Below are 21,651 nucleotides of genomic sequence, written 5' to 3' on the forward strand. Positions count from 1 at the left end.
TATGTTTACACAGTGTGAGGAAGATCATGGCGGTTATTACCCAGTTTGTTGTGGTCAGAGAAGGGGTGGAAAAGATGACGTTTACCTCCAAGAAGGAAGCCGATGCATATGACAGAATGCTGGACATTGCCGACAACCTAATACCCTTTATTCAGGCAAGTGAAGCAAGCATAGATGATGGAGCAGCAGAAAAGCTTGCTTTTTACATGGCGTCAAATAAAGATACGCTGGCCGCGCTGCTGAAAGGTAGCCCGGCAACCGCAGCCCCCATCGTAAAAACGCCTAAAAAGAAAGCATCTGCTGATGCTTAATCCAGGAATCGAAAATGAAACCTCAGTTGTACAACACCCTTAATCGTCAAGCCGCCGCATTGCTCGATGGCGAAACAGACTTGATCGCGGGTATGGCGAATTTCTCTGCATTGCTCAATGAACATCTGCAGCATCTGAACTGGGTCGGTTTTTATCTAGTAAAAGGTGAACAGTTGGTACTGGGGCCATTCCAGGGCAAAGTTGCCTGTAACCGCATTCCAGTTGGCAAAGGTGTGTGTGGCACCGCAGTTGCTCAAAACAGTACCCAGCGCGTGGCAGACGTGCACCAGTTCGACGGGCATATTGCTTGCGATTCAGCGAGTAATTCAGAAATTGTGGTGCCAGTGCGGCAAAATGGTAAAGTGATAGCGGTATTGGATATTGATAGTCCACTACTGGCACGTTTTGATGCAGAGGATCAAGCCGGGCTGGAAACGCTGGTGGCTACCTTAGAAAGCTGCCTGTTTGCTTAAAAGCCGTTCGATTTTGTGCATTTGATAGTCGCATTCGGTGCGGCTCGGCTTATAATAGGCCCCTTGAGCGCGCAGCCTTGGCAATCGTGTCTCACAATTGTTAAGGTTAACGAATCCTTTGGTAATTACTGAAGGCATGCTAATTTTTAGGTTATCCTCCGGGATAAAAAGAACTAACGACCGGGCCAGCGCTGTCTGTGTCCCCTGTAATTCGTGGAAGTAATATGGAATCAACAGAAAAGTTGACCGACACCAATGCCATTCTGGCGTATTTATATGAAACCTTTCCTTTATGTTTTATCGCTGAAGGTGAAGCCAAACCCTTAAAAATAGGATTATTCCAGGATTTGGCAGAACGGTTGGCCAACGATTCCAGAGTCAGTAAAACCCAGCTGCGGGTCGCTCTGCGGCGTTATACCAATAGCTGGCGTTATCTGAAGTCACTCAAGGAAGGTGCACAACGGGTGGATCTGGACGGTAAGCCCTGTGGCGAACTGGAACAAGAACATATCGAACATGCGCGTGCCATTCTGAAGGATAGTCAGGAAAAAGCGAAAGCTCGTCGTGCTGAAGTGGCTAAAGCGGAAGGCCAGAACACTGCTGATGAGAAGCCATCCAAGCCTGCTAAAACCAAAGCGTACCGTAAACCACGCGTTGATACCGATAGCAAAAAAGTTGCTATTCCTAAGGCGGCCACTCGTACCCCAGCGCCACAGCCTACAGTTAAGCTTACACCTGCCACCTTGTCCAAGTTGAACCTAGGGCAACGGGTTAATGTCAAACTCGGGGTTAATCCGGTTGCTGGCATTATCCAGAATATCAATAAAGATGATATTCATGTGCAGTTGGATTCTGGGTTGACTGTTAAGGTTCATGCAGAACATATTCTGCTTTAGTGCCGAAATCCAAGTAAAGATAAAGGAGTAACTTGCTGATGCGAAAGATTATTATAGCAGCGTCACTGGCCAGTATGCTGTTGGGAAACACGGCGCTTGCTATATCACCGACAATTCCGGTCAGCGAGTTACCTGATCTCCATCAGGAGCCGCAACATCAGGTTACCAGTAAGCGGGTGGCGGGGTTGTTCACCCGTTCTCACTATCACCGTATTGAATTGGATGACGCGTTCTCCAAGAAGATCTTTGATCGATTTCTGGAGCAACTTGATTATCGGCGTAATGTGCTGTTACAAAGTGATGTCGATAGCCTTCAGCCCTATGCGACTCAGTTCGACGATATGATTAAAACCGGTGAACTGGAACCTGCATATAAGATGTTTCATCTGGTGCAGCAACGCAGCTACGAGCGTTTTGCCTATGCGCTGAGTTTGTTGGACAAAGACAAGCCGATGAATTTCGATGTGCCTGGTGATAAGTACGTATTTGACCGTAAAGATGCTGCTTGGCCGAAAACGGAAGCCGAATTAAATGAGTTATGGCGCCAGCGAGTGAAATATGACGCCCTCAGTTTGAAGCTAACCGGTAAAACCTGGCCAGAGACAGTGGATATTCTGCAAAAGCGCTACAACAACGCGATTAAGCGGATGAAGCAGACCAATAGCGAAGATGTGTTTCAGGGCGTCATGAATGCGTTTGCCCGCAGTATTGAGCCGCACACCAGCTATTTGTCTCCACGTAATGCTGAACGTTTTGAGATGGAGATGAATCTCAGCCTCGAAGGTATCGGCGCCGTGTTACAGATGGAAGATGATTACACTATCATTAAAAGCTTAGTCGCAGGTGGTCCAGCGGCCCTTAGCGGCAAACTTGCGGTTGATGACAAGATTGTGGGCGTCGGCCAGGAAAATGGTGAAATGGTCGATGTCATCGGATGGCGTCTTGATGATGTGGTTGAGCTGATTAAAGGCCCCAAGGGCAGTAAAGTAACCTTGCAGGTATTGCCCAAGAAAGGTGGCTCTAACGCTAAGCCGTTCATTGTGACCATGACCCGTGACAAGATCCGTCTAGAAGATCGGGCCGCCACCTCCAAAGTGATTGTGCCTGAACAAGGGCCCTATGCTCACCGTAAAGTAGGGGTGATAACGGTCCCCGGTTTTTACATGAACCTGTCAAACGACGTGGCTAATGAGTTACAAAAACTGCAGGCTGACAAGGTCGAAGGTATCGTTATCGACTTACGTGGTAACGGTGGTGGCGCATTGACAGAAGCCACACTGATGACCGGATTATTTATTGATCAAGGGCCGGTGGTACAGATCCGTGATGCCAGTGGTCGCATCAGTGAAAACAGTGATAATGATGGTAAGACATATTATGCTGGTCCGCTGACGCTGTTAGTTGACCGATATTCTGCTTCCGCTTCAGAGATTTTTGCTGCCGCATTGCAAGACTATGGCCGGGCGCTGATTGTGGGTGAATCCACTTTTGGTAAAGGTACTGTGCAGCAACACAAGGGCTTAGGCCGGATTTACGATATGTACGATAAGCCAATCGGCCATGTACAGTACACTATTGCCAAGTTTTACCGTATAAACGGTGGCAGTACGCAACGTAAAGGTGTAACACCGGATATTCTATTCCCGAGTGCCTTGGAAGCAGGTGAATATGGCGAGTCTGAGGAAGATAATGCCTTGCCATGGGATCAGGTTCCGCCAGCAAACTATCAGCCGCTCAACGAAATTACTAAGCCGCTGATTGCCAGCTTGGAACAGCGCCATGAGCAACGTGTAAAAAATAGTGTTGAATTCAGCTATATCATGGATGACATCAAGGAGTTCAAGAAGCATCACAAAGAAAAGAGTGTCTCACTGGTAGAAAGTGTACGCCTGAAAGACCGTGAAGACGAAGATGCCAGAGCTCTGGCGCGTCTGAATGAACGGCGTCAGGTGCATGGCCTACCAGCGCTGAAATCTCTGGAAGATGAAGATAATGTCAGTGAGGCAGAGAAAAAGATTGCCGAGCCAGACGCCTTCCTCAACGAAGCCGTGGATATCACGCTGGATATGGTGGATTACGATAAAACCGCCAATAATCGGCTTCATTGATTTCTGTTAGAGAAAAAACGCGCTGATAGCGCGTTTTTTCTTCATTCAGCGTTAAGCTGAATACTCAGTACTAACATCATTTGTTTCATTCATTTTGTCGTCAAGGTCTGCTCTTATGTCTCAAAATGTCAATCAGCCCGCCAGCAAACGCCTGGCCGATTATCAACCGCCTTTGTTCTTAATCCCAGAATTATCGTTATCATTCAGGTTAATCCCTGACGCGACAATAGTGACGGCTACCAGCCAAGTGCGGCGTAACGGTGATCATCAGCAGCCTTTGGTGCTGGATGGCGAAGAATTAGATTTACTGAGTGTCAAGGTAAACGGTGAACCTGTGGCGGTGACACAATTGCCTGGAAAACTGCAATTGGAGACGCACCTAAATGAGTTTGAACTGACACTGGTAACGCGCATCAACCCCCAGGGTAACTCTAGCCTTGAAGGGCTTTATATGTCTGATGGCGCTTACTGCACCCAGTGTGAAGCCGAAGGCTTCCGTCGCATTACTTACTTTCTCGACCGCCCAGATGTGCTGGCCAAATACAGTGTGCGCATTGAAGCGCCGCAGTCCTTTAAGTATCTATTGAGCAACGGTAACAAAGTTGACAGCGGGGAACTGGCCGATGGCTGGCATTTCGCGTGCTGGCAAGATCCGTTCCCCAAGCCTTGTTATCTGTTTGCGCTGGTTGCCGGAGATATGGACCTGCTGCAAGACAGTTTTCGCACAGCAAGTGGCCGCGAAGTGAAGCTGCAGGTATTTGTCGATAAAGGCAATCTGCATAAAGCTCACCACGCCATGGCGTCATTGAAGAAAGCGATGGCTTGGGATGAGCGTCGCTTTGGACTGGAATATGACCTCGATATCTACATGATTGTTGCCGTAGACTTTTTCAACATGGGGGCGATGGAAAACAAAGGCCTGAATATTTTCAATACCAAATATGTTCTGGCGGATCGCGAGAGTGCCACCGACGATGACTTCCACGGTATTGAGTCAGTGATTGGTCATGAATATTTCCATAACTGGACTGGCGATAGAGTCACTTGCCGCGATTGGTTCCAATTGAGCTTGAAAGAAGGGCTGACTGTATTCCGTGATCAGGAGTTCAGCTCCGACGTAGGTTCTCGTCCGGTAAATCGCATTCATGCGATTAAGGTTATTAAAAACCAGCAATTTGCCGAAGACGCGGGGCCGATGTCGCATCCCATTCGGCCGGAAGAAGTGATTGAAATGAATAACTTCTATACCGTGACGGTTTACAACAAAGGCGCAGAAGTTATCCGTATGATGCACACCTTGCTTGGTGAAGCTGGATTCCAGGCCGGTATGAAACTCTATTTTGCTCGGCATGATGGACAAGCGGTGACGTGTGATGATTTTGTGCAGGCGATGCAGGATGCCAGCGGTAAAGATCTGACACAATTCCGCCGTTGGTACAGCCAGGCAGGCACGCCACAAGTTGACGTGGACGATAGCTATGACGCACAGACGGGGAGTTATCGATTAACGCTGCGACAGCATACGCCACAGCGGGCAGGTGAAGCCGCAAAATTGCCACTGCATATTCCGTTTAGTGTCGAATTGCTGGATGCTCAGGGTCAATCACTGGCTAATCAAGTGCTGGACTTTACTGAAAGTGAACAGACTTTTGAGTTTCAGGGACTTCCCGCCGCAGTGATCCCTTCTTTATTGCAGGATTTCTCGGCACCAGTGCGTTTGTCATATGACTTCACCATTGAACAACTGCTGGTGCTCATGGCCAGTGCCAGCAGTGAAGTGGCACGCTGGGACGCGTCAGTCACACTGTTTAGTCGCGCAGTGTGGGACAACGTTAGTCGGTTACAGCGGCAGCAGAGCATGCTGCTTGATAATCGAGTGATTGATGCGTTCCGTGGCGTTATTTTGAGTGCTGAGCTCGATCATGCGTTGGCTGCGGAAATCTTGAAGATGCCTTCTGTGGCTACGCTGATGGAACAAGTCACGCAAGTGGATTTGGATGCGTTGCTGTGTGCCCGTGACTATGTCATAGATGCTATCGCCACAGCTTGTGAAGACGAAGCGCTGGCGCGTTATCAGGTGTTGCATGGGGTTGATGACGCAGGCAGTCGTGCATTTGCCAACGCTTTATTAGTGTTGTTAGCCCGTGGCGCCGATGGCCATGAAGCGCTGCTGCAGCAACAGTTTGCCCAAGCTAATAACATGACAGCAGCACTGGGCGCACTGAGTGCTGCGGTTGAAGGTAACAGTGATTGCCGCGACGCTTTACTTGATGCTTTTGAACAGCGTTGGCAGCAGACACCATTAGTCATGGACAAATGGTTCTCCTTGCAGGCAAATATCAATGCCCCAGAGGTGTTGCAACGGTTGCAAAAGTTACAGCAGCATTCGGCATTCAGCATGGGGAATCCCAACCGTGTCCGCTCTTTATTGGGCACATTTGCGGCGGCCAATATCGCCCAATTCCATCGTGCAGATGGGGCGGGTTACCGCTTCATGACGGATATTATCAAGCAACTCAACGGCAGCAATCCACAAGTGGCTGCTCGGATAATCACACCGTTGATCCAGTTTGGTAAACTGGACGCGGGTAGGCAGCAACTGCTTAAGCAATGCTTGCACCAATTACTGGAATTGCCTGCGTTGTCACGTGATCTCTATGAAAAAGTCAGTAAGGCACTACAGGCTTGAAATGCCTGTAAGAAGGGATAAACAATGGAGTTCTATTTCCGACTTAATTTGAGCTTTGAAGAGTTTAAGCCATATTACCAAGGGATGGCAGAAGCTGTTCAAGTGCGGGATATCCATGGCAAGATCCTGCAGATAAACGGCCGTCATTTTAGGCAATTTCTTAGCGCTAATGGGATCCACGGTCAGTTTAAGCTGGTTGTTGATAGACAAGGAAATTTTCAATCCATTACACGGATATAATACTGTTTTATAGTGTATTAAGCCCTGAGCGATGATCTCGGGGCTTTTTTGTGTAACTTGCACAGAGACTCGGCTGTTATATACGTCAATATTTTTTATAAAATATCGTATATTTTTTAGTCATAATTAAGCGTTACCTTACGTAAAGGTAAATTTTATTTATAAGTTAAAAAATATAGAGTAAAAGCTTAAAACGTTTGAATGAGTACCAGTATTATTGTTGTGGGTTTGCGCATTTTTTAATCCTTTGAATATCATCCGGTTATATGTATTTTTAAGTTGTCAGACCAATTTACATTCAGTCATTTCAAAAATTCCCTCGTTGTTTTACACATAAAAATCACTTAAGTGCCCAAAAAGTCTAATATTTTGTGACTTGCTAGGTGCCGTTAATTGTTGTAACTCTAATGTTACCTGCCGGCTAACTAGATGTTGGTTCTCAATCTTAAACAACGCAACCGGTAGGGATGGAGAAGCTAACATGACGATGAAAACAACGTTCAAAAAGTCGGTGGTCACATTGGGGGTGATATCGGCACTGAACCTAGGGCTACTCTCTTCAGCAGCAGCCGTGTCCTTTAATTGGGGCGAAGTCGAGGGTTCATTTGATTCAACCTGGACCTTGGGTGCCAGTTGGCGGGTTGCAGGTCGCGACTGGGATGGCCAGATCGGTAAAGTGAATCAACCGCAGTTTGATTGGCGCGGATATTCAGCATTTGGCGATACTCGCTACACTGCCGCCGAAATCTGGGCTCAGCCTGGGTCATATTCCAGCAACAATGACATGAGCAACCTGCTGTATGCCAAGGAAGACACTACCTCAGAGATCTTCAAAGGCTTGCACGAGTTACAGTTGAAATACCGTAACTATGGGGTGTTTGCCCGAGGTATGTATTTTTATGATCGTAAACTCAATAACGGCGATTTTGGTTACACCAATCCGCTGACAGGCAAGGAATATGATCCTTGCGCCGATAATCGTGCCAGTGAAGTGCAGTGTAAGGATATCCGACTGCTGGATGCCTTTGTGTACGCAAACTTTGAACTGAACGATGGCAAAAATCCACTGGCAGTTCGCATCGGCCAACAGGTGGTTTCCTGGGGGGAGAGCACGCTGATATCGCACGGTATTGCCGAAATAAATCCTGTGGACCTGAATATTTTGTATGTACCAGGTGCAGAGCTGAAAGAGGCTTTCAGGCCTCAGGGGATGATTTGGGCGTCATTAGGTGTCACTGAAAATCTATCATTGGAAGCGTTTTATCAATACGATTGGGAGCCGATCTGGGTACCTGCTCCCGGTTCGATTTTTGCGACCAATGATTTTGTTGGCTATGGCGGTTATTCGCAGAACGCGCAATTAGGGTTTAATGCTAATCCTGATATCAATCTCGATTTCGTCGAGCAGGAATATAGCTATCTTGCCAACCTTATTGCTAGTGGTGCTCCCGTGTCGGCAGCAACACTGGCACAGATGGCACTGGCTTATCCAACGAAAGTCACCTTGGTACAAGATGAAGCTAAACCTAGTGATAGCGGCCAGTATGGTATTAAGGTCAATTATTACGCACCAGAGCTGGGTGAAACCGAATTCGGTTTTTACTTCATGAATTACCACAGCCGTAGGCCACTTATCAGTGGTACGGCGGCCAATTTTACCACTTCGGCACTGATGAGTGATTTAGCTGTATTGGGGCAGAATGCTGGTCAGATAAACCGTCAGTTGCTGCTGAGTTTACAGAGTTTCTCTAAAGCACAGGTGGTTTACCCTGAAGATATCAAGCTTTACGGATTCAGCTTTAATACCTTGGTAGGTGACACCTCGGTAGCAGGTGAAATCGCTTATCGCAAAGATGAACCGTTGCAGATTGACGATGTGGAGTTGTTGTTTGCGGGAATGCCACAGCAGTTGGCCAATGCTGGACTTCGGCCTGATCTCAATGGCATTTCACAGATGGACACTGTGGCACCCGGGGAAACTGTTGATGGTTTTATCCGCCGCGATACCACTCAGGCGCAGGTGACATTAACCCATCTATTTGGCCCAACACTGGGCTTTGACAATCTCACCATGTTGGCCGAGGTGGGCGGTGTCTGGATTGGTAATATGCCAGGCTTTAATGAGCTACGTCTCAATGGCCCAGGCACCAGTCGTAGTGGTGGTAATCCTGATATGCCCGGAATAATTCAGGCGCTGCAAGATGGGCCAGAGACCAATCCGTTCCCTACAGCCTTTGCTTGGGGTTACCGCTTGGTGGCAAAAGCTGATCTGAACAACCTGTATGCCGGGATCAACGCTTCGCCTAGAATCGTGTTTTCGCACGATGTTAACGGGATAACACCAGATCCGCTGTTTTTGTTTACCGAAGGGCGTAAATCGGTGGCATTAGGGATCAGTTTTGATTACCAGAGCCGTTGGGGGGCAGATCTGTCTTACAACAACTTCTTTGGTGGCGTGGGAACCACCAATGCCATGGCTGATCGCGATTATATTTCGTTCAGCATTAAGTACTCGCTGTAAAGAGGACAATAACGATGAAAGCTATGACACAACTGACAGCGGTTGTCATCATGATGCTGGGGAGCAGCGTGCAGGCACAAGTGTCCGAAACCGAGGCTGCCAGATTAGGCAAGGATTTAACGCCGTTAGGCGCTCAGATGGCGGGCAATCAAGACGGCTCGATTCCTGCTTGGACCGGAGGTATTACCAAACCGCCAGCAGGTTATCAAAAAGGTATGCATCATCCGGATCCGTTCCCAGATGACAAGCCATTATACACAGTCACCAGCGCCAATTTAGCTCAATACAAGTCGTTGTTGAGTCCTGGACAGCAGAAACTGTTTGAACTGTATCCCGATAGTTTCAAGATGCACGTATATCAGACCCGTAGAACCGCATCGGTGCCCCAATATATCTATGATGCGACTCGCGCTAATGCTACATCAGCGGTGTTAGTGGCAGGGGGAAACGGTGTTGACGGTGCCGCGAAAGGGATCCCATTTCCTATTCCAGCCAATGGCTTGGAAGCCATATGGAACCATATTCTTAGGTTTCGCGGGGTCGATATTGCCACCCATCGCGGGCAGGCCGCACCTACAGCTTCTGGTGACTACACACTGGTAGAAATGGAGGAAGAAATTCGTTTTGAATATTCCCGCCCGGAAGAAACCCTGGAGCAGTTACGTAAAGATAACTTGATCTTCAGTTTCAAACAGGTTGTTACACAACCTGCGCGTCTGGCTGGGACTGCGTTGTTGGTTAAAGAAACCATGGATCAGGAAAAAGAACCCAGACAGGCGTGGACCTATAACACCGGACAGCGACGGGTACGTAAGGCCCCAAATGTGGCATTTGATACACCCGGAACCGTGTCTGATGGGTTACGTACCACCGATGACTTTGACATGTTTAACGGCTCGCCTTCACGTTACAACTGGGAGTTGCTAGGTAAGCAAGAGCTATTGATCCCTTATAACGACTACCGGTTGCATTCTGATAAATTGCAGTACAGTGACATTCTCAAGAAAGGTCATATCAATCCGGATGTGGTGCGTTATGAGAAACATCGGGTGTGGGTAGTCAAAGCGACTCTGAAAGAGGGGATGCGCCATATCTACAAGACCCGGGTATTTTATCTTGACGAAGACTCTTGGCAGATCTCTGTCGCAGATCTGTATGACAATCGCGATGAGTTATACCGGGTAGTACAAGCGCACGGGCTCAACTATTACGAAGTGCCGGTGCAATGGAGTACCTTGGAGGTCTATCACGATCTGCAGTCACGCCGTTATCTGGCGTTGGGACTGGATAACCAGTCTCCGATGTATGATTTCGATGCCAAACTTACAGAAGCTAACTTCACCCCAGCGTCATTGCGCCGGGACGGGATACGTTAATTGTTAACTATGGGGCAGCAGGCTGCCCCTTCATTTAAGGCGACAAGATGAAGTTCTGCGTGTTGTTTTGCAGTGTTATCTGCGGCTTGCCGCTGATTGCTAGCGCGACCCCAAACGAACAGGGACAGCAGGCAATCACCAGTCAGTTACAGCCGCTGGCGTCAAAAGCGTTGGTGCTGGATATCAAAAATGCCGGTAATACGCTAGTGGCGGTAGGAGAACGGGGTCACATACTCCGATTAGCGGCAACCGGAAATTGGCAACAGGTATTAACTCCCAGTCGTAATCTGCTTACCCGCGTCACCTTTGTGGATGCTGTTAACGGCTGGGCAGTAGGACATGATGCCACCGTTATGCACAGTGACGATGCTGGAGCTACTTGGCAATTGCAGTATCGTTCGGAAGAATTAGCCCGCCCGTTAATGGATGTTTATTTTCATGATGCGCAGCAGGGATTGGCTGTTGGTGCCTACGGCCTGTTTTTGCGCACCCAAGATGGTGGTAAACATTGGCAGCGGGAATTTCATGACGAGCTGCTGAACGCAGATGATGCACAGTATCTGCAACAACTGAAAACGGATGATCCTCAAGCTTATCAACAGGAATCAGACTCTATACTGCCGCATTTTAATCGCTTATTACCGCTGAGTGATGGTCGATTGCTATTGGTGGGGGAAATGGGGCTAGTGGCCGTGAGCAACGATATGGGAGTTCATTGGCAACGGTTAATGTTTCCTTATGAAGGATCGCTATTTGCAGCAAAAGAATACAACGGGAAAGTCTATGTTGGTGGCCTGCGGGGCAACCTGTTTGCCAGTGATTTGTCATTACAGTCGTGGCAGTCCATTACATTGCCACAGAAGACGACCATCAATGGCATAACCCAAGTTGCTGGTCAACTATGGCTGGTCGGCAATAGTGGTGTGATTATCCGTCTGGATGCAGATAATCAGGCGCAACTGGTGCGGCAATTGAAAGGGGAAAATCTGCTGGCTTTGGCGGTCGCTCCTAAGGGTGGGCTGTGGCTTGCCGGGACTAAAGGCCTACAACCTATAACATTAGAATAACGGGTGTGGTATATGCTGGAAAAACTGGTTAACGGCCTTGAAAGCTTCCTGTTTCGTCATCGTCTCTGGGTGTTGCTGTTTTTTGCATGTTGTACTGCCGCATTAGGCTGGCAAGCGAGCCAACTGCGTATGGATGCCGCTTTTGTCAAAAATATTCCGCTGGCGCATCCTTACATGCAAACTTATCTCAAACATCAACAGCAGTTTGGTGGTGCTAATTCGATCATGGTAGCGGTGGAAGACCGCAGCGGTGACATTTTCAATCCCGAGTTCTTTAAAGCACTCAAAGAAGTACATGATCAGCTGTTTTTTATTCCAGGTGTTGATCGCTCACAAGTGAAGTCACTGTATTCCCCCTCAACCCGTTTTACCGAAGTGGTTGAAGACGGCTTTACCGGTGGACCGGTGATCCCGGCAGATTTCAGCACGTCACCAGCAGGGCTGCAAAAGGTTAAGGAAAATATTGAAAAGGCTGGGATTGTCGGCAGATTGGTAGCCAACGATTATTCCGCGGCAATGATCAGTGCGCAATTGCTAGATTTTGATCCGCAGACCGGGGCCCCTCTCGATACGCTGGCATTCGCAGATAAGCTGGAACAGCAACTGCGAGACAAATATCAAACACCGCAAATTCGCATCCATATTATCGGTTTTGCCAAAATGGCTGGTGATGTAGCGGAAGGCGCACGAGGTGTGTTGTTGTTTTTTGTGATTGCACTGTTGGTGACTGCCGCCATGGTGTATCTATTCAGCCGTTCAGTATTGCTAACGGTGCTACCGTTAACCTGCAGTTTGGTGGCGGTGGTGTGGCAGCTTGGACTATTAAATCTTATTGGCTTTGGGCTCGATCCCATGTCGATTCTGGTGCCTTTTCTGGTATTTGCCATTGGTGTCAGTCACGGTGTGCAGATGATCAACGCTATCCGCCAACGGGTAAGCGCTGGCATGACCAGCAAACAGGCGGCTGCGGCGGCGTTTCGGGCATTGTTGGTGCCTGGGGGCGTTGCGTTATTGTCTGACACTGTTGGTTTTATGACATTGCTGACCATCGACATCGGCATTATTCGAGAATTGGCTATCTCTGCATCGCTCGGTGTTGGCGTTATTATTCTGACCAATCTAGTGTTGCTACCGTTGGTGATCTCTTTTGTGACACTACGAACGGCACCGACGACCAGCGCTGTGTCTCCGGCCAAAGTCTGGCAGCGTTTAGCGGGATTTGCGTCACCGCGATACGCATGGCTGATTATTTTGTTGACGGTGGCACTCTACGGTTTTGGTCTGACTCAAGCCAGCCGTATGCAGATAGGGGATTTGCAACGTGGTGCGCCAGCGTTACACGAATCTTCCCGTTACAATCAGGATACTTTTTTCATCACCGACCATTTTGCCATCACTACTGATGTGATGAGTGTGATTGTTGAAGCTTTCCCAGAAGCCTGTACCTACCACGATGTATTACAACGCATCGATGATTTTGAGTGGTATGCCCGTAATACCCCTGGCGTGGAGTTTACAGCCAGCATCAGCTCCGTGGCGCGGCAGGTTAATGCGGGGTTTAACGAGGGTAATCCCCGCTGGTTAATGTTGCCACGCAATCCTGCCAGCTTGGCGCAACTGGTGTCACAGATCCCCACTACCAGCGGTTTGCTTGATGGCAACTGTTCGGTGATGCCAGTGTATCTGTTCCTGCAGGATCACAAAGCACAAACCATTGATGGTGTTGTCGCCAAGGTAAAGCAGTTAGCGGCCGATATGGATACCGACAAGGTTAAGTTCAAATTGGCGTCGGGTCCAGTGGGGGTGATGGCAGCCACCAATGAAGCCGTGGCTGCGGCGCAACTCCCGATGATGCTATACGTCTATGGTGCCGTGTTTATATTGTGTTTGCTGAGTTTCCGTTCGCTCAGGGCCACCTTAGCGGTGATCATTCCGCTATATGTGGTATCTACCTTAGCGCAGGCATTGATGACACGGCTCAATATTGGCCTAACGGTAAGCACCTTACCGGTGATTGCTTTAGGGGTTGGTATTGGCGTGGATTATGGTATTTACATTCTATCGATCATGGCGCAAAAGTTGCGCGAAGGTATGCCGGTACAACAGGCGTATCTGGATGCGTTGTGTGAACGTGGCAACGCCGTGATCTTCACGGGTCTGACCTTGGCTGTGGGGGTTAGTACCTGGTTCTTTTCTGCGCTTAAATTCCAGATGGATATGGGCATATTGCTGACATTCATGTTTCTGGTAAATATGCTTGGTGCCATTATTATTCTACCCGCACTAGCGGCGGTTTTCTGGCCTAAACGCAAGCTCGGCAGCGGACAATAGTGACTGTCGATAACACCCATATTGCATAGTTTTTCAGCTTTTGCAGATATTTGGTCAAAACGCCGTCGACAGCATGGTCGACGGTTGGCTAACTGCTTTATATCACACTAAAATTTTCCTCGAAATGCGATGTGTTTAGTAATAAACTGCGGGCCACGACCTGGGTCACATTTTTTGGGTGGTTCAGGGTATTCGTCGAAGTATCCAATTACAAAAAAAGCGCTGCCATAGACGCTTAAGGAAACATTACCATGGCTTTGAAAGACTCAATGCCTTCAGTATTACTGGAGAATGTAGTTCACCTCATTCATTCCAAGGTTCCCAAAGCCCAGGCTCGTCAGGTAGAGCAGTTTGCTACTTGCCTTTATGCCCATATGTCGAAGGATGACTTGCTCGTCCGCAACGACAGTGATCTTTACGGAGCCATTCTGAGCCTTTGGAATTCTCTCTCTAACACTTCAGTAGGTCAGACTCACCTAAAAGTTTTCAACCCGACGCAAGCCAAGCACGGCTGGCAGTCTTCTCATACCATCATTGAAATTGTCCAGCCCGATATGCCGTTCTTAGTCGATTCGCTGGGCATGGCGCTAAAGCGCCTAGGCATCACTTCCCATATGATGTTGCATACCCCGCTGGCAATAGAGCGTGAAAACGGCCAGATTTCTGCGGTGACCCGGGTTAAGGGTAGCCGTGACGACAGCGACAAGGTAGCAGTATTTCTAATCGAGATTGACCGTCAGAGCAGTGATAAAGATATCCACCAGCTAGAAAAAGAGATAGATGCAGTGCTGAACGATGTTGCTGCAGCTGTTGACGACTGGCAGTCGATGACGGCAAAGCTCGATAGTATTATCAAGGAACTTCCGCAACGGCCATTCCCCGGTGATGCCAAAGAACTCGAAGAAGCGGTGAGTTACCTCAGCTATCTCAACGATCATCATTTTACCTTACTCGGTTACCGTTATTACGATCTGCGTCGTGTCGCCGGAGACGTAGAATTGGTACCGGATGTTGGTAGCAGCTTGGGGTTGATGAGAAAACCGGGCAAAGAGCAGCCTGAACATGGATTGATGTTGTCATCATTCTCTGAAACCGCTCGTCGTGAAGCCTTAAGCAGTTCGTTGCTGGTGTTGACCAAAGGTTCATCCAAGAGCCGAGTTCATCGTCCGGCGTATGTGGATTATATCGGCATCAAGCGCTTTGATAAGCAAGGCAATGTGGTAGGCGAAGATCGTTTTGTCGGCTTATATGCCTCTAACGTTTACAACCGCAGCCCTCGCTCCATTCCGCTGTTGGCCGAAAAGGTCCAGCGCATTATGGATCTTTCCGGGCTGGGGCCTCGTTCCCATGACTATAAAACTTTACTGAACATCCTGGAAAACCTTCCGCGTGATGAGATCATTCAGGCAACCGTTGAAGAGTTGTCTCATGTGGCTCACGGTGTTCTGGAGATGCAGGATCGCGACAAACTTAAACTGTTTGTGCGCAAAGATGCTTTTGGGCGTTTTCTGTCTTGCTTGGTATATGTTGCCAAAGACCGATATAACACCAAACTCAGACAAGATACTCAGCGTATTCTCGCCGAAACTTTTAACAGTAATGAGGAAGTGGAATTCACCACTTATTTCTCCGAATCCTCTTTGTGCAGGACCCATTACATTGTGAAAGTCGACAACAACAATGATGTGGATGTAGACGTGGCTGCTATTGAAAACAACCTGATTGAAGCCGCCCGTTCCTGGGACGACAAACTTTCAACTGCACTGAACAACGCGATTGGCGAAGAGCAGGGTAACCGTTACTTTAAGCGTTATGATTCAGCCTTCCCGCAGAGTTACAAAAGTGATGTATTGCCTACCTCTGCGGTAGTCGATATTCGGCAGTTGGAAGCATTGGATGATGAACACAAGCTTGGCATGTTGTTTTATCAGCCGCAGGAAGCTGAACTGAAAAGTAACACAGTGCGGCTGAAGCTGTTCCATAAGGACGAACCGATCCCGTTGTCAGATGTACTGCCAATGCTAGAAAACTTCGGTTTACGGGTGATCAACGAACGTCCTTATGAAGTCGCTACTACCGATAGCAAGACCTTCTGGATCCTTGATTTCCTGATGACGGTACAGCGTTCCGCATCGGAAGATCTGACCGATAGTCAGGATCGTTTCCAGAATGCGCTGTCGTCGGTATGGCAGAAGAAACTCGAAGATGATGGCTTTAACCGCTTGGTGTTAGCCACTGGTTTATCGGGCCGCGAAGTTTCGATACTACGTGCTTATGCCAAATATATGCGTCAGATAGACGCGACTTTCAGCCAGGCATACATTGAAGAGACATTTAGCCGTTATCCGCAGATTGCTGATTCACTGGTGAAAATGTTCATCCGCAAATTTAATCCTAAACTGAAGACCCGAACCACTGGTAAGTTTGAAGAGCAAATCAGTCTGCGTTTGGAAGATGTTGCCAGCCTAGATGATGACCGCATTATTCGTCGTTATTTGGCGCTGATAAATGCCACTGTGCGAACTAACTTCTACCAGTTAGATGCAGCCGGTGAAGCCAAGGATTATATCTCCTTTAAGTTCGCACCGGATCAGATCCCGGAAATGCCAAAGCCGTTGCCTAAGTACGAAATTTTCGTCTATAGCCCACGGGTGGAAGGGGTGCATCTGCGTGGTGGCCGTGTGGCACGCGGTGGCTTGCGCTGGTCAGACCGTCGCGAAGACTTCCGTACTGAAGTATTGGGGTTGGTAAAAGCGCAACAGGTGAAGAACACCGTTATCGTGCCGGTTGGGGCTAAAGGTGGCTTTGTCTGCAAACAGATGCCGGCAGATGGTGGTCGTGAAGCGGTATTCCAAGAAGGGCAAGAATGCTACCGGATCTTTATCCGTGGTTTGCTGGATATTACCGATAATATCGTCAATAAAGAGATCGTGCCGCCAGTTGATGTGGTGCGTCATGATGATGATGACCCATACTTGGTTGTGGCCGCCGATAAAGGCACTGCCACTTTCTCCGATATTGCCAACGCCATTTCGGTTGAATACAACTTCTGGCTTGGTGACGCGTTTGCATCCGGTGGTTCTAACGGTTATGACCATAAAAAGATGGGCATTACCGCCAAGGGCGCTTGGGAATCAGTCAAACGTCATTTCCGCGAAGTTGGGATCGATTGTCAGACCACTGATTTCACCTGCGTAGGTATTGGCGATATGGCTGGCGATGTGTTTGGTAACGGTATGTTGTTATCAGAACATATTCGCTTGCAGGCTGCGTTCAACCATATGCATATCTTTATCGATCCCAATCCTGATGCCGCCAAGAGCTTTGTTGAACGGCAACGGTTGTTCGACCTGCCGCGTTCAACTTGGGATGACTACAATCGCAAGTTAATCTCCAAAGGTGGTGGTATTTTCCTGCGCAGTGCTAAAGCAATTACCCTGACGCCGGAAATGAAAACCATGCTGGCAACAGACAAGTCGTCCATGACACCCAACGAGCTGATTAAAGAGCTGTTGAAGATGCCGGTAGATTTGTTGTGGAACGGTGGTATCGGTACTTATGTTAAGTCCAGCCGTGAAACTAACGCGGAAGTGGGCGATCGTGCTAACGATGCCTTGCGCGTCAACGGCAGTGATATTCGCGCCAAGATTATCGGTGAAGGTGGCAACCTAGGTTGTACCCAACTTGGCCGTATTGAATATGCGGCTAACGGTGGTCGCATGAACACTGATTTTGTCGATAACGTTGGTGGCGTCGATTGTTCAGACAACGAAGTTAACATCAAGATCCTGCTTAACAGCCTAGTGGCGGAAGGGGATCTGACGGTGAAGCAACGTAACAGTTTGCTTGAGCAGATGACTGACGAAGTCGCTGATATTGTGATTCAGGATTGCGAACAGCAGACTCGTACCTTGTCAGTGATCCAAGTGCATGCTGCTGAACAGTTGAAAGAGCATATTCGCTTTATCCATTATCTTGAAAAAGAAGGCAAACTGGACCGTGCATTGGAGTTCCTGCCATCCGAAGAGGAACTGACAGAGCGTCTGGCTAATAACCGGGGTTTAACACGCCCAGAACTGTCGGTGCTGGTGGCTTACAGCAAGATGCTACTGAAAGAACAGCTTGTCACACCAGAAGTTACGGATGATCCATGGTTGAGCCAACTGCTGGTAGACTATTTCCCGCACAAGTTGCAGAAACTGTATGCCGACAAGATGAGCATGCATCCGTTACGGGGTGAAATCATTGCGACCTCTTTGGCCAACGAACTGGTCAATGAAATGGGAATGAATTTTATCCAGCGTATGCAGGATGAGACAGGTGCCTCAGTTGCTGAAGCGACCATTTGTTACTCTATGGCGAGAGAAATATTCGGTATCGGTGAATTAATTCAGGCTATCGATGATTTGAATGGCGTTGTTCCCGCCGTGGTGCAGAGTGAAATGCTGCATCAGTTGCGTCGCAATATGCGTCGTTCAACCCGTTGGTTGTTGCGTAATCGCAATCGCAATCTGAATATTGAGCAGACCGTCGCTTTCTTTAAACCGGTGTTTAATGATCTGCGCGATAATATTCAGCATTACCTGCAAGAGAGTGAATGGCAGGGCATTGCCGATGATATTGCGGCACTGGAAAGGGAAGCAGTTCCAGCTGCTGTCGCAGGCCTGGTTGGTAAGATGAGCACGCTGTTCTGTGCCCTAGATATTGCACAGATAGCCCAGCAGCAGAATAAGGCGATAGCGCTGGTGGCCGAGACTTACTATAAACTCGGTGCCCGTATCGAATTACACTGGTTCTTGGAGCAGATTAACGCACAGCCCGCATCTAACCATTGGCAGGTGTTGGCGCGAGCAGCATTCCGGGAAGATCTGGATTGGCAGCAGCGTTCGTTGAGTTCTGTGGTGTTGCGCAGTTGCGCGGCTGAATGTGATGCAGAAGCGGTGATTGCACAGTGGATTGAAGCTCATCAGTTGTTGTTGGAACGCTGGTTCCTGATGCTAGCTGACTTCAAGACTTCAGGTGTTCACGAATTTGCTAAGTTCTCAGTAGCGTTACGCGAACTCAACCTGCTGATATTGCATTGTGAAGGGCATGGTTAACACATAATAATAACAAGAGCCCTGGCATCTGCCGGGGCTTTTTTTAGGTCTTAGGAGAATACATGTTTTATAAACTCGCGCAAAAGGTGATGTTTCAGATGGACCCGGAAATGGCACATAATTTTGCCATGACCGGGCTGAAAGCCACCGCCAACAATCCTCTCAACTGCTTTTATGCTCAGAAAATTGCAGCTGCGCCAGTTGAATTTATGGGGGTGACTTTTCCCAACCCGGTAGGGTTGGCGGCAGGTATGGATAAAGATGGTGAAGCGATTGACGCCTTTGCAGCGATGGGATTTGGCCATATTGAAGTTGGCACAGTAACGCCTCGGCCACAACCGGGTAATGATAAGCCGCGACTGTTTCGTATTAAACCCGCAAAAGCGATCATCAACCGTATGGGGTTTAATAATAAGGGGGTCGATAACCTAGTTAAAAACCTGCTGGCGCGAAAATCCAAAGCTGTCGTTGGCGTCAATATTGGCAAAAATAAAGACACGCCAGTTGAGCAGGGGAAAGATGATTATTTGATCTGTATGGATAAAGTTTATCCATATGCTGACTATATTGCGGTAAATATTTCCTCTCCCAACACTCCAGGTTTGCGCACTATGCAATATGGTGAATTGTTGGAGGATCTGCTTGCGAGTCTTAAAATTAAACAGAAAGCGTTAGCTGAACAGTATAAAAAGTATGTACCTATAGCGCTGAAAATTGCACCAGATTTATCTAAAGATGAAATAGAGAAAATTGCTGATGCACTTATTCGCAATAAGTTTGATGGCGTGATAGCGACTAATACGACATTAAGTCGTGATGGTGTCAGTGGCCTGGCTAATTCTAATGAAACAGGCGGTCTTAGTGGCAAACCCTTAAATGAGTTGTCCACCAAAGTCATTAGACAATTAGCACAATGTCTTAATGGTCAAGTGCCTATTCTCGGGTGTGGCGGTATTTTAAGCGCTCAGGATGCAATGACAAAACTAGATGCGGGGGCGCAGTTGGTGCAAATCTATTCTGGGTTTATTTATCAGGGACCAAAGCTGATAGAAGATATTATTGAAGCATATCGATCCAGAATAGCCAAATAAGATCCAGCAGATGAATTATGATCAAAAAGGATCGTTATTCGATCCTTTTTTAGTTTAGTAGATCGGTTAACTTATTTTAGATCTGCAATATTAATTATTGAAATGTTGCGCAGAATATTTAAACTATATTTTGCTATTGAATAAAATATCATCTACTATCTGCCCATAATAATAAAGGTCGGTTGGATTACGCTATGTTATTAATGCCTGAAAGTTGCTGGCAATGGCAATATAACGAATCTCACGGGGTTCTGGGTATTACCCTGGGCTCAGAGTTAGAATTTCTGACCCCTTATAAACCCAAAACCTTAATTCCGGATGCGCTGGGTCAGCTCGAATTCAGTGTGGAACATGCCAGATATTATATTGACCTGCTCGACAGCCTCAGTAAACGTCTGTCACTGCCGGATGCGTTTTTGGTGCAGTTAGCATTAAATGCTACCGCCGCTTGCTTTTTACAGAAGCCACAGATGCCTAAATCTTGGTTCTTTGAAAGTAGCGATGTTTGTGTTTACAGTGAGCCGGGTAAGCTGTTCAACTTGAAGTGCCACGGTGAGCGCTTGTTGGTGTTGGTGGTTGAGACTAATCTGCAGGCTTCTACCGTGATGATGTTGGATCATGAATACATGTTGAGTGATGTGAAATCACTGCAAAAGTTTGAAACCATTAAAGTGATGCACGATCGCTTGTTTGCACTGCGAGCTCAGCAACAGATAGTTGCCGCGTAAAACTGATGATGAAAAACCACAAGGCGATCTTGATAAGATCGCCTTTGTCGTTTTATGCACTCATTTACCGGCTTTCTGATGGCGTAACGCCAGATTGGCATTAATGTCCGCCAGAGACAGATCCTGATCTTCCAAGAGTACAAACAGATGATAGAGCAGGTCTGAGGCTTCATTGACCAGTTCAAACTTGTCATGGGTTGCTGCCGCCAGTGCTGTTTCCAGTCCCTCTTCCCCAACTTTTTGCGCGATCCGTTTGGTGCCTCGGGCAAACAGTGACGCGGTGTAACTGGTGGTAGGATCGGCATTTTTTCGGCCGTGGACTACCGCCTGTAATTGATGCATAAAGGGGTGAACGTCACCGTCCCAGCAACTCTCTGTGCCTTGATGGCAGGTGGGCCCAGTCGGCACTGCCTGCACCAGCAATGAATCGCGGTCACAATCCATGGCGATAGACACCAGTTGCAAATGGTTACCTGAGGTTTCGCCTTTGGTCCACAACCGTTGTTTACTGCGGCTATAGAAGGTCACCAAACCTTTAGCAAAGCTGGTTTGCAGTGCGTCTGGGTTCATATAGCCCAACATCAGCACTTTGGCGGAGTGAAAGTCCTGCACCACGGCAGGTACCAGTCCCTGTTGTTTATCCCAATCCAGTTCATTGAGCAATGTCTGTTGCTGTGCTGGCGTCATGGTACAAGAGGGGGTTTCTGATTGAGTCATGTTA

At 48.0% G+C, this 21,651-nt stretch carries 14 protein-coding genes; 13 read left to right on the forward strand and 1 reads right to left on the reverse strand.

What is annotated here, in order from left to right; genetic code table 11:
• Window positions 1-26: 26 nt before the first annotated feature.
• From IE064_RS02470 to IE064_RS02530, 13 genes are all read left to right on the forward strand, one after another.
• Window positions 27-311 carry a YebG family protein gene (locus IE064_RS02470; RefSeq protein ID WP_133039115.1) on the forward strand — a complete coding sequence of 95 codons (285 nt, stop codon included), beginning with the start codon at window positions 27-29 and terminating at the stop codon, window positions 309-311.
• 14 nt (window positions 312-325) lie between these two features.
• Window positions 326-784, forward strand: coding sequence for a free L-methionine (R)-S-oxide reductase MsrC (gene msrC / locus IE064_RS02475; RefSeq protein WP_189616125.1), 459 nt, complete (start codon window positions 326-328; stop codon window positions 782-784).
• 224 nt (window positions 785-1,008) lie between these two features.
• On the forward strand, window positions 1,009-1,680 hold the full coding sequence (gene proQ / locus IE064_RS02480; RefSeq protein WP_189616127.1) for an RNA chaperone ProQ: 672 nt from the start codon (window positions 1,009-1,011) through the stop codon (window positions 1,678-1,680).
• A 38-nt stretch (window positions 1,681-1,718) separates the two neighbouring features.
• Window positions 1,719-3,788 (forward strand): carboxy terminal-processing peptidase, encoded by a 2,070-nt coding sequence (gene prc / locus IE064_RS02485; RefSeq protein WP_133039118.1) that lies wholly within the window; start codon window positions 1,719-1,721, stop codon window positions 3,786-3,788.
• 115 nt (window positions 3,789-3,903) lie between these two features.
• Complete coding sequence (gene pepN / locus IE064_RS02490) at window positions 3,904-6,477, forward strand: aminopeptidase N (RefSeq protein WP_189616129.1); 2,574 nt, start codon at window positions 3,904-3,906, stop codon at window positions 6,475-6,477.
• Between the two features lie 24 nt (window positions 6,478-6,501).
• Window positions 6,502-6,717, forward strand: coding sequence for a DUF2835 domain-containing protein (locus IE064_RS02495; protein WP_189616131.1), 216 nt, complete (start codon window positions 6,502-6,504; stop codon window positions 6,715-6,717).
• A gap of 481 nt (window positions 6,718-7,198) precedes the next feature.
• Entirely contained in the window at window positions 7,199-9,238 is a 2,040-nt protein-coding gene (locus tag IE064_RS02500) for a DUF1302 domain-containing protein (protein WP_189616133.1), read from the forward strand.
• A gap of 14 nt (window positions 9,239-9,252) precedes the next feature.
• Window positions 9,253-10,614, forward strand: coding sequence for a DUF1329 domain-containing protein (locus tag IE064_RS02505; protein WP_133039122.1), 1,362 nt, complete (start codon window positions 9,253-9,255; stop codon window positions 10,612-10,614).
• 47 nt (window positions 10,615-10,661) lie between these two features.
• On the forward strand, window positions 10,662-11,681 hold the full coding sequence (locus IE064_RS02510; protein ID WP_189616135.1) for a WD40/YVTN/BNR-like repeat-containing protein: 1,020 nt from the start codon (window positions 10,662-10,664) through the stop codon (window positions 11,679-11,681).
• Between the two features lie 12 nt (window positions 11,682-11,693).
• A complete protein-coding gene (locus tag IE064_RS02515; RefSeq protein ID WP_189616137.1) occupies window positions 11,694-14,012 on the forward strand; it encodes an efflux RND transporter permease subunit in 2,319 nt (772 codons plus the stop codon).
• 251 nt (window positions 14,013-14,263) lie between these two features.
• Complete coding sequence (locus IE064_RS02520) at window positions 14,264-19,111, forward strand: NAD-glutamate dehydrogenase (protein ID WP_189616139.1); 4,848 nt, start codon at window positions 14,264-14,266, stop codon at window positions 19,109-19,111.
• A gap of 62 nt (window positions 19,112-19,173) precedes the next feature.
• The gene (gene pyrD / locus IE064_RS02525) at window positions 19,174-20,202 is read left to right on the forward strand and encodes a quinone-dependent dihydroorotate dehydrogenase (protein WP_189616141.1); all 1,029 of its coding nucleotides are present in this window, start codon (window positions 19,174-19,176) and stop codon (window positions 20,200-20,202) included.
• Between the two features lie 194 nt (window positions 20,203-20,396).
• Window positions 20,397-20,930, forward strand: coding sequence for a cell division protein ZapC (locus IE064_RS02530; RefSeq protein WP_133039127.1), 534 nt, complete (start codon window positions 20,397-20,399; stop codon window positions 20,928-20,930).
• A gap of 60 nt (window positions 20,931-20,990) precedes the next feature.
• Here the strand turns inward: IE064_RS02530 and hisIE are convergent, their stop codons facing one another.
• Window positions 20,991-21,647, reverse strand: coding sequence for a bifunctional phosphoribosyl-AMP cyclohydrolase/phosphoribosyl-ATP diphosphatase HisIE (gene hisIE / locus IE064_RS02535; RefSeq protein WP_189616143.1), 657 nt, complete (start codon window positions 21,645-21,647; stop codon window positions 20,991-20,993).
• Window positions 21,648-21,651 lie beyond the last annotated feature (4 nt).

Origin of the sequence: Shewanella fodinae (assembly GCF_014651955.1) — a bacterium.
Classification (GTDB): Bacteria; Pseudomonadota; Gammaproteobacteria; order Enterobacterales; family Shewanellaceae; genus Shewanella; species Shewanella fodinae.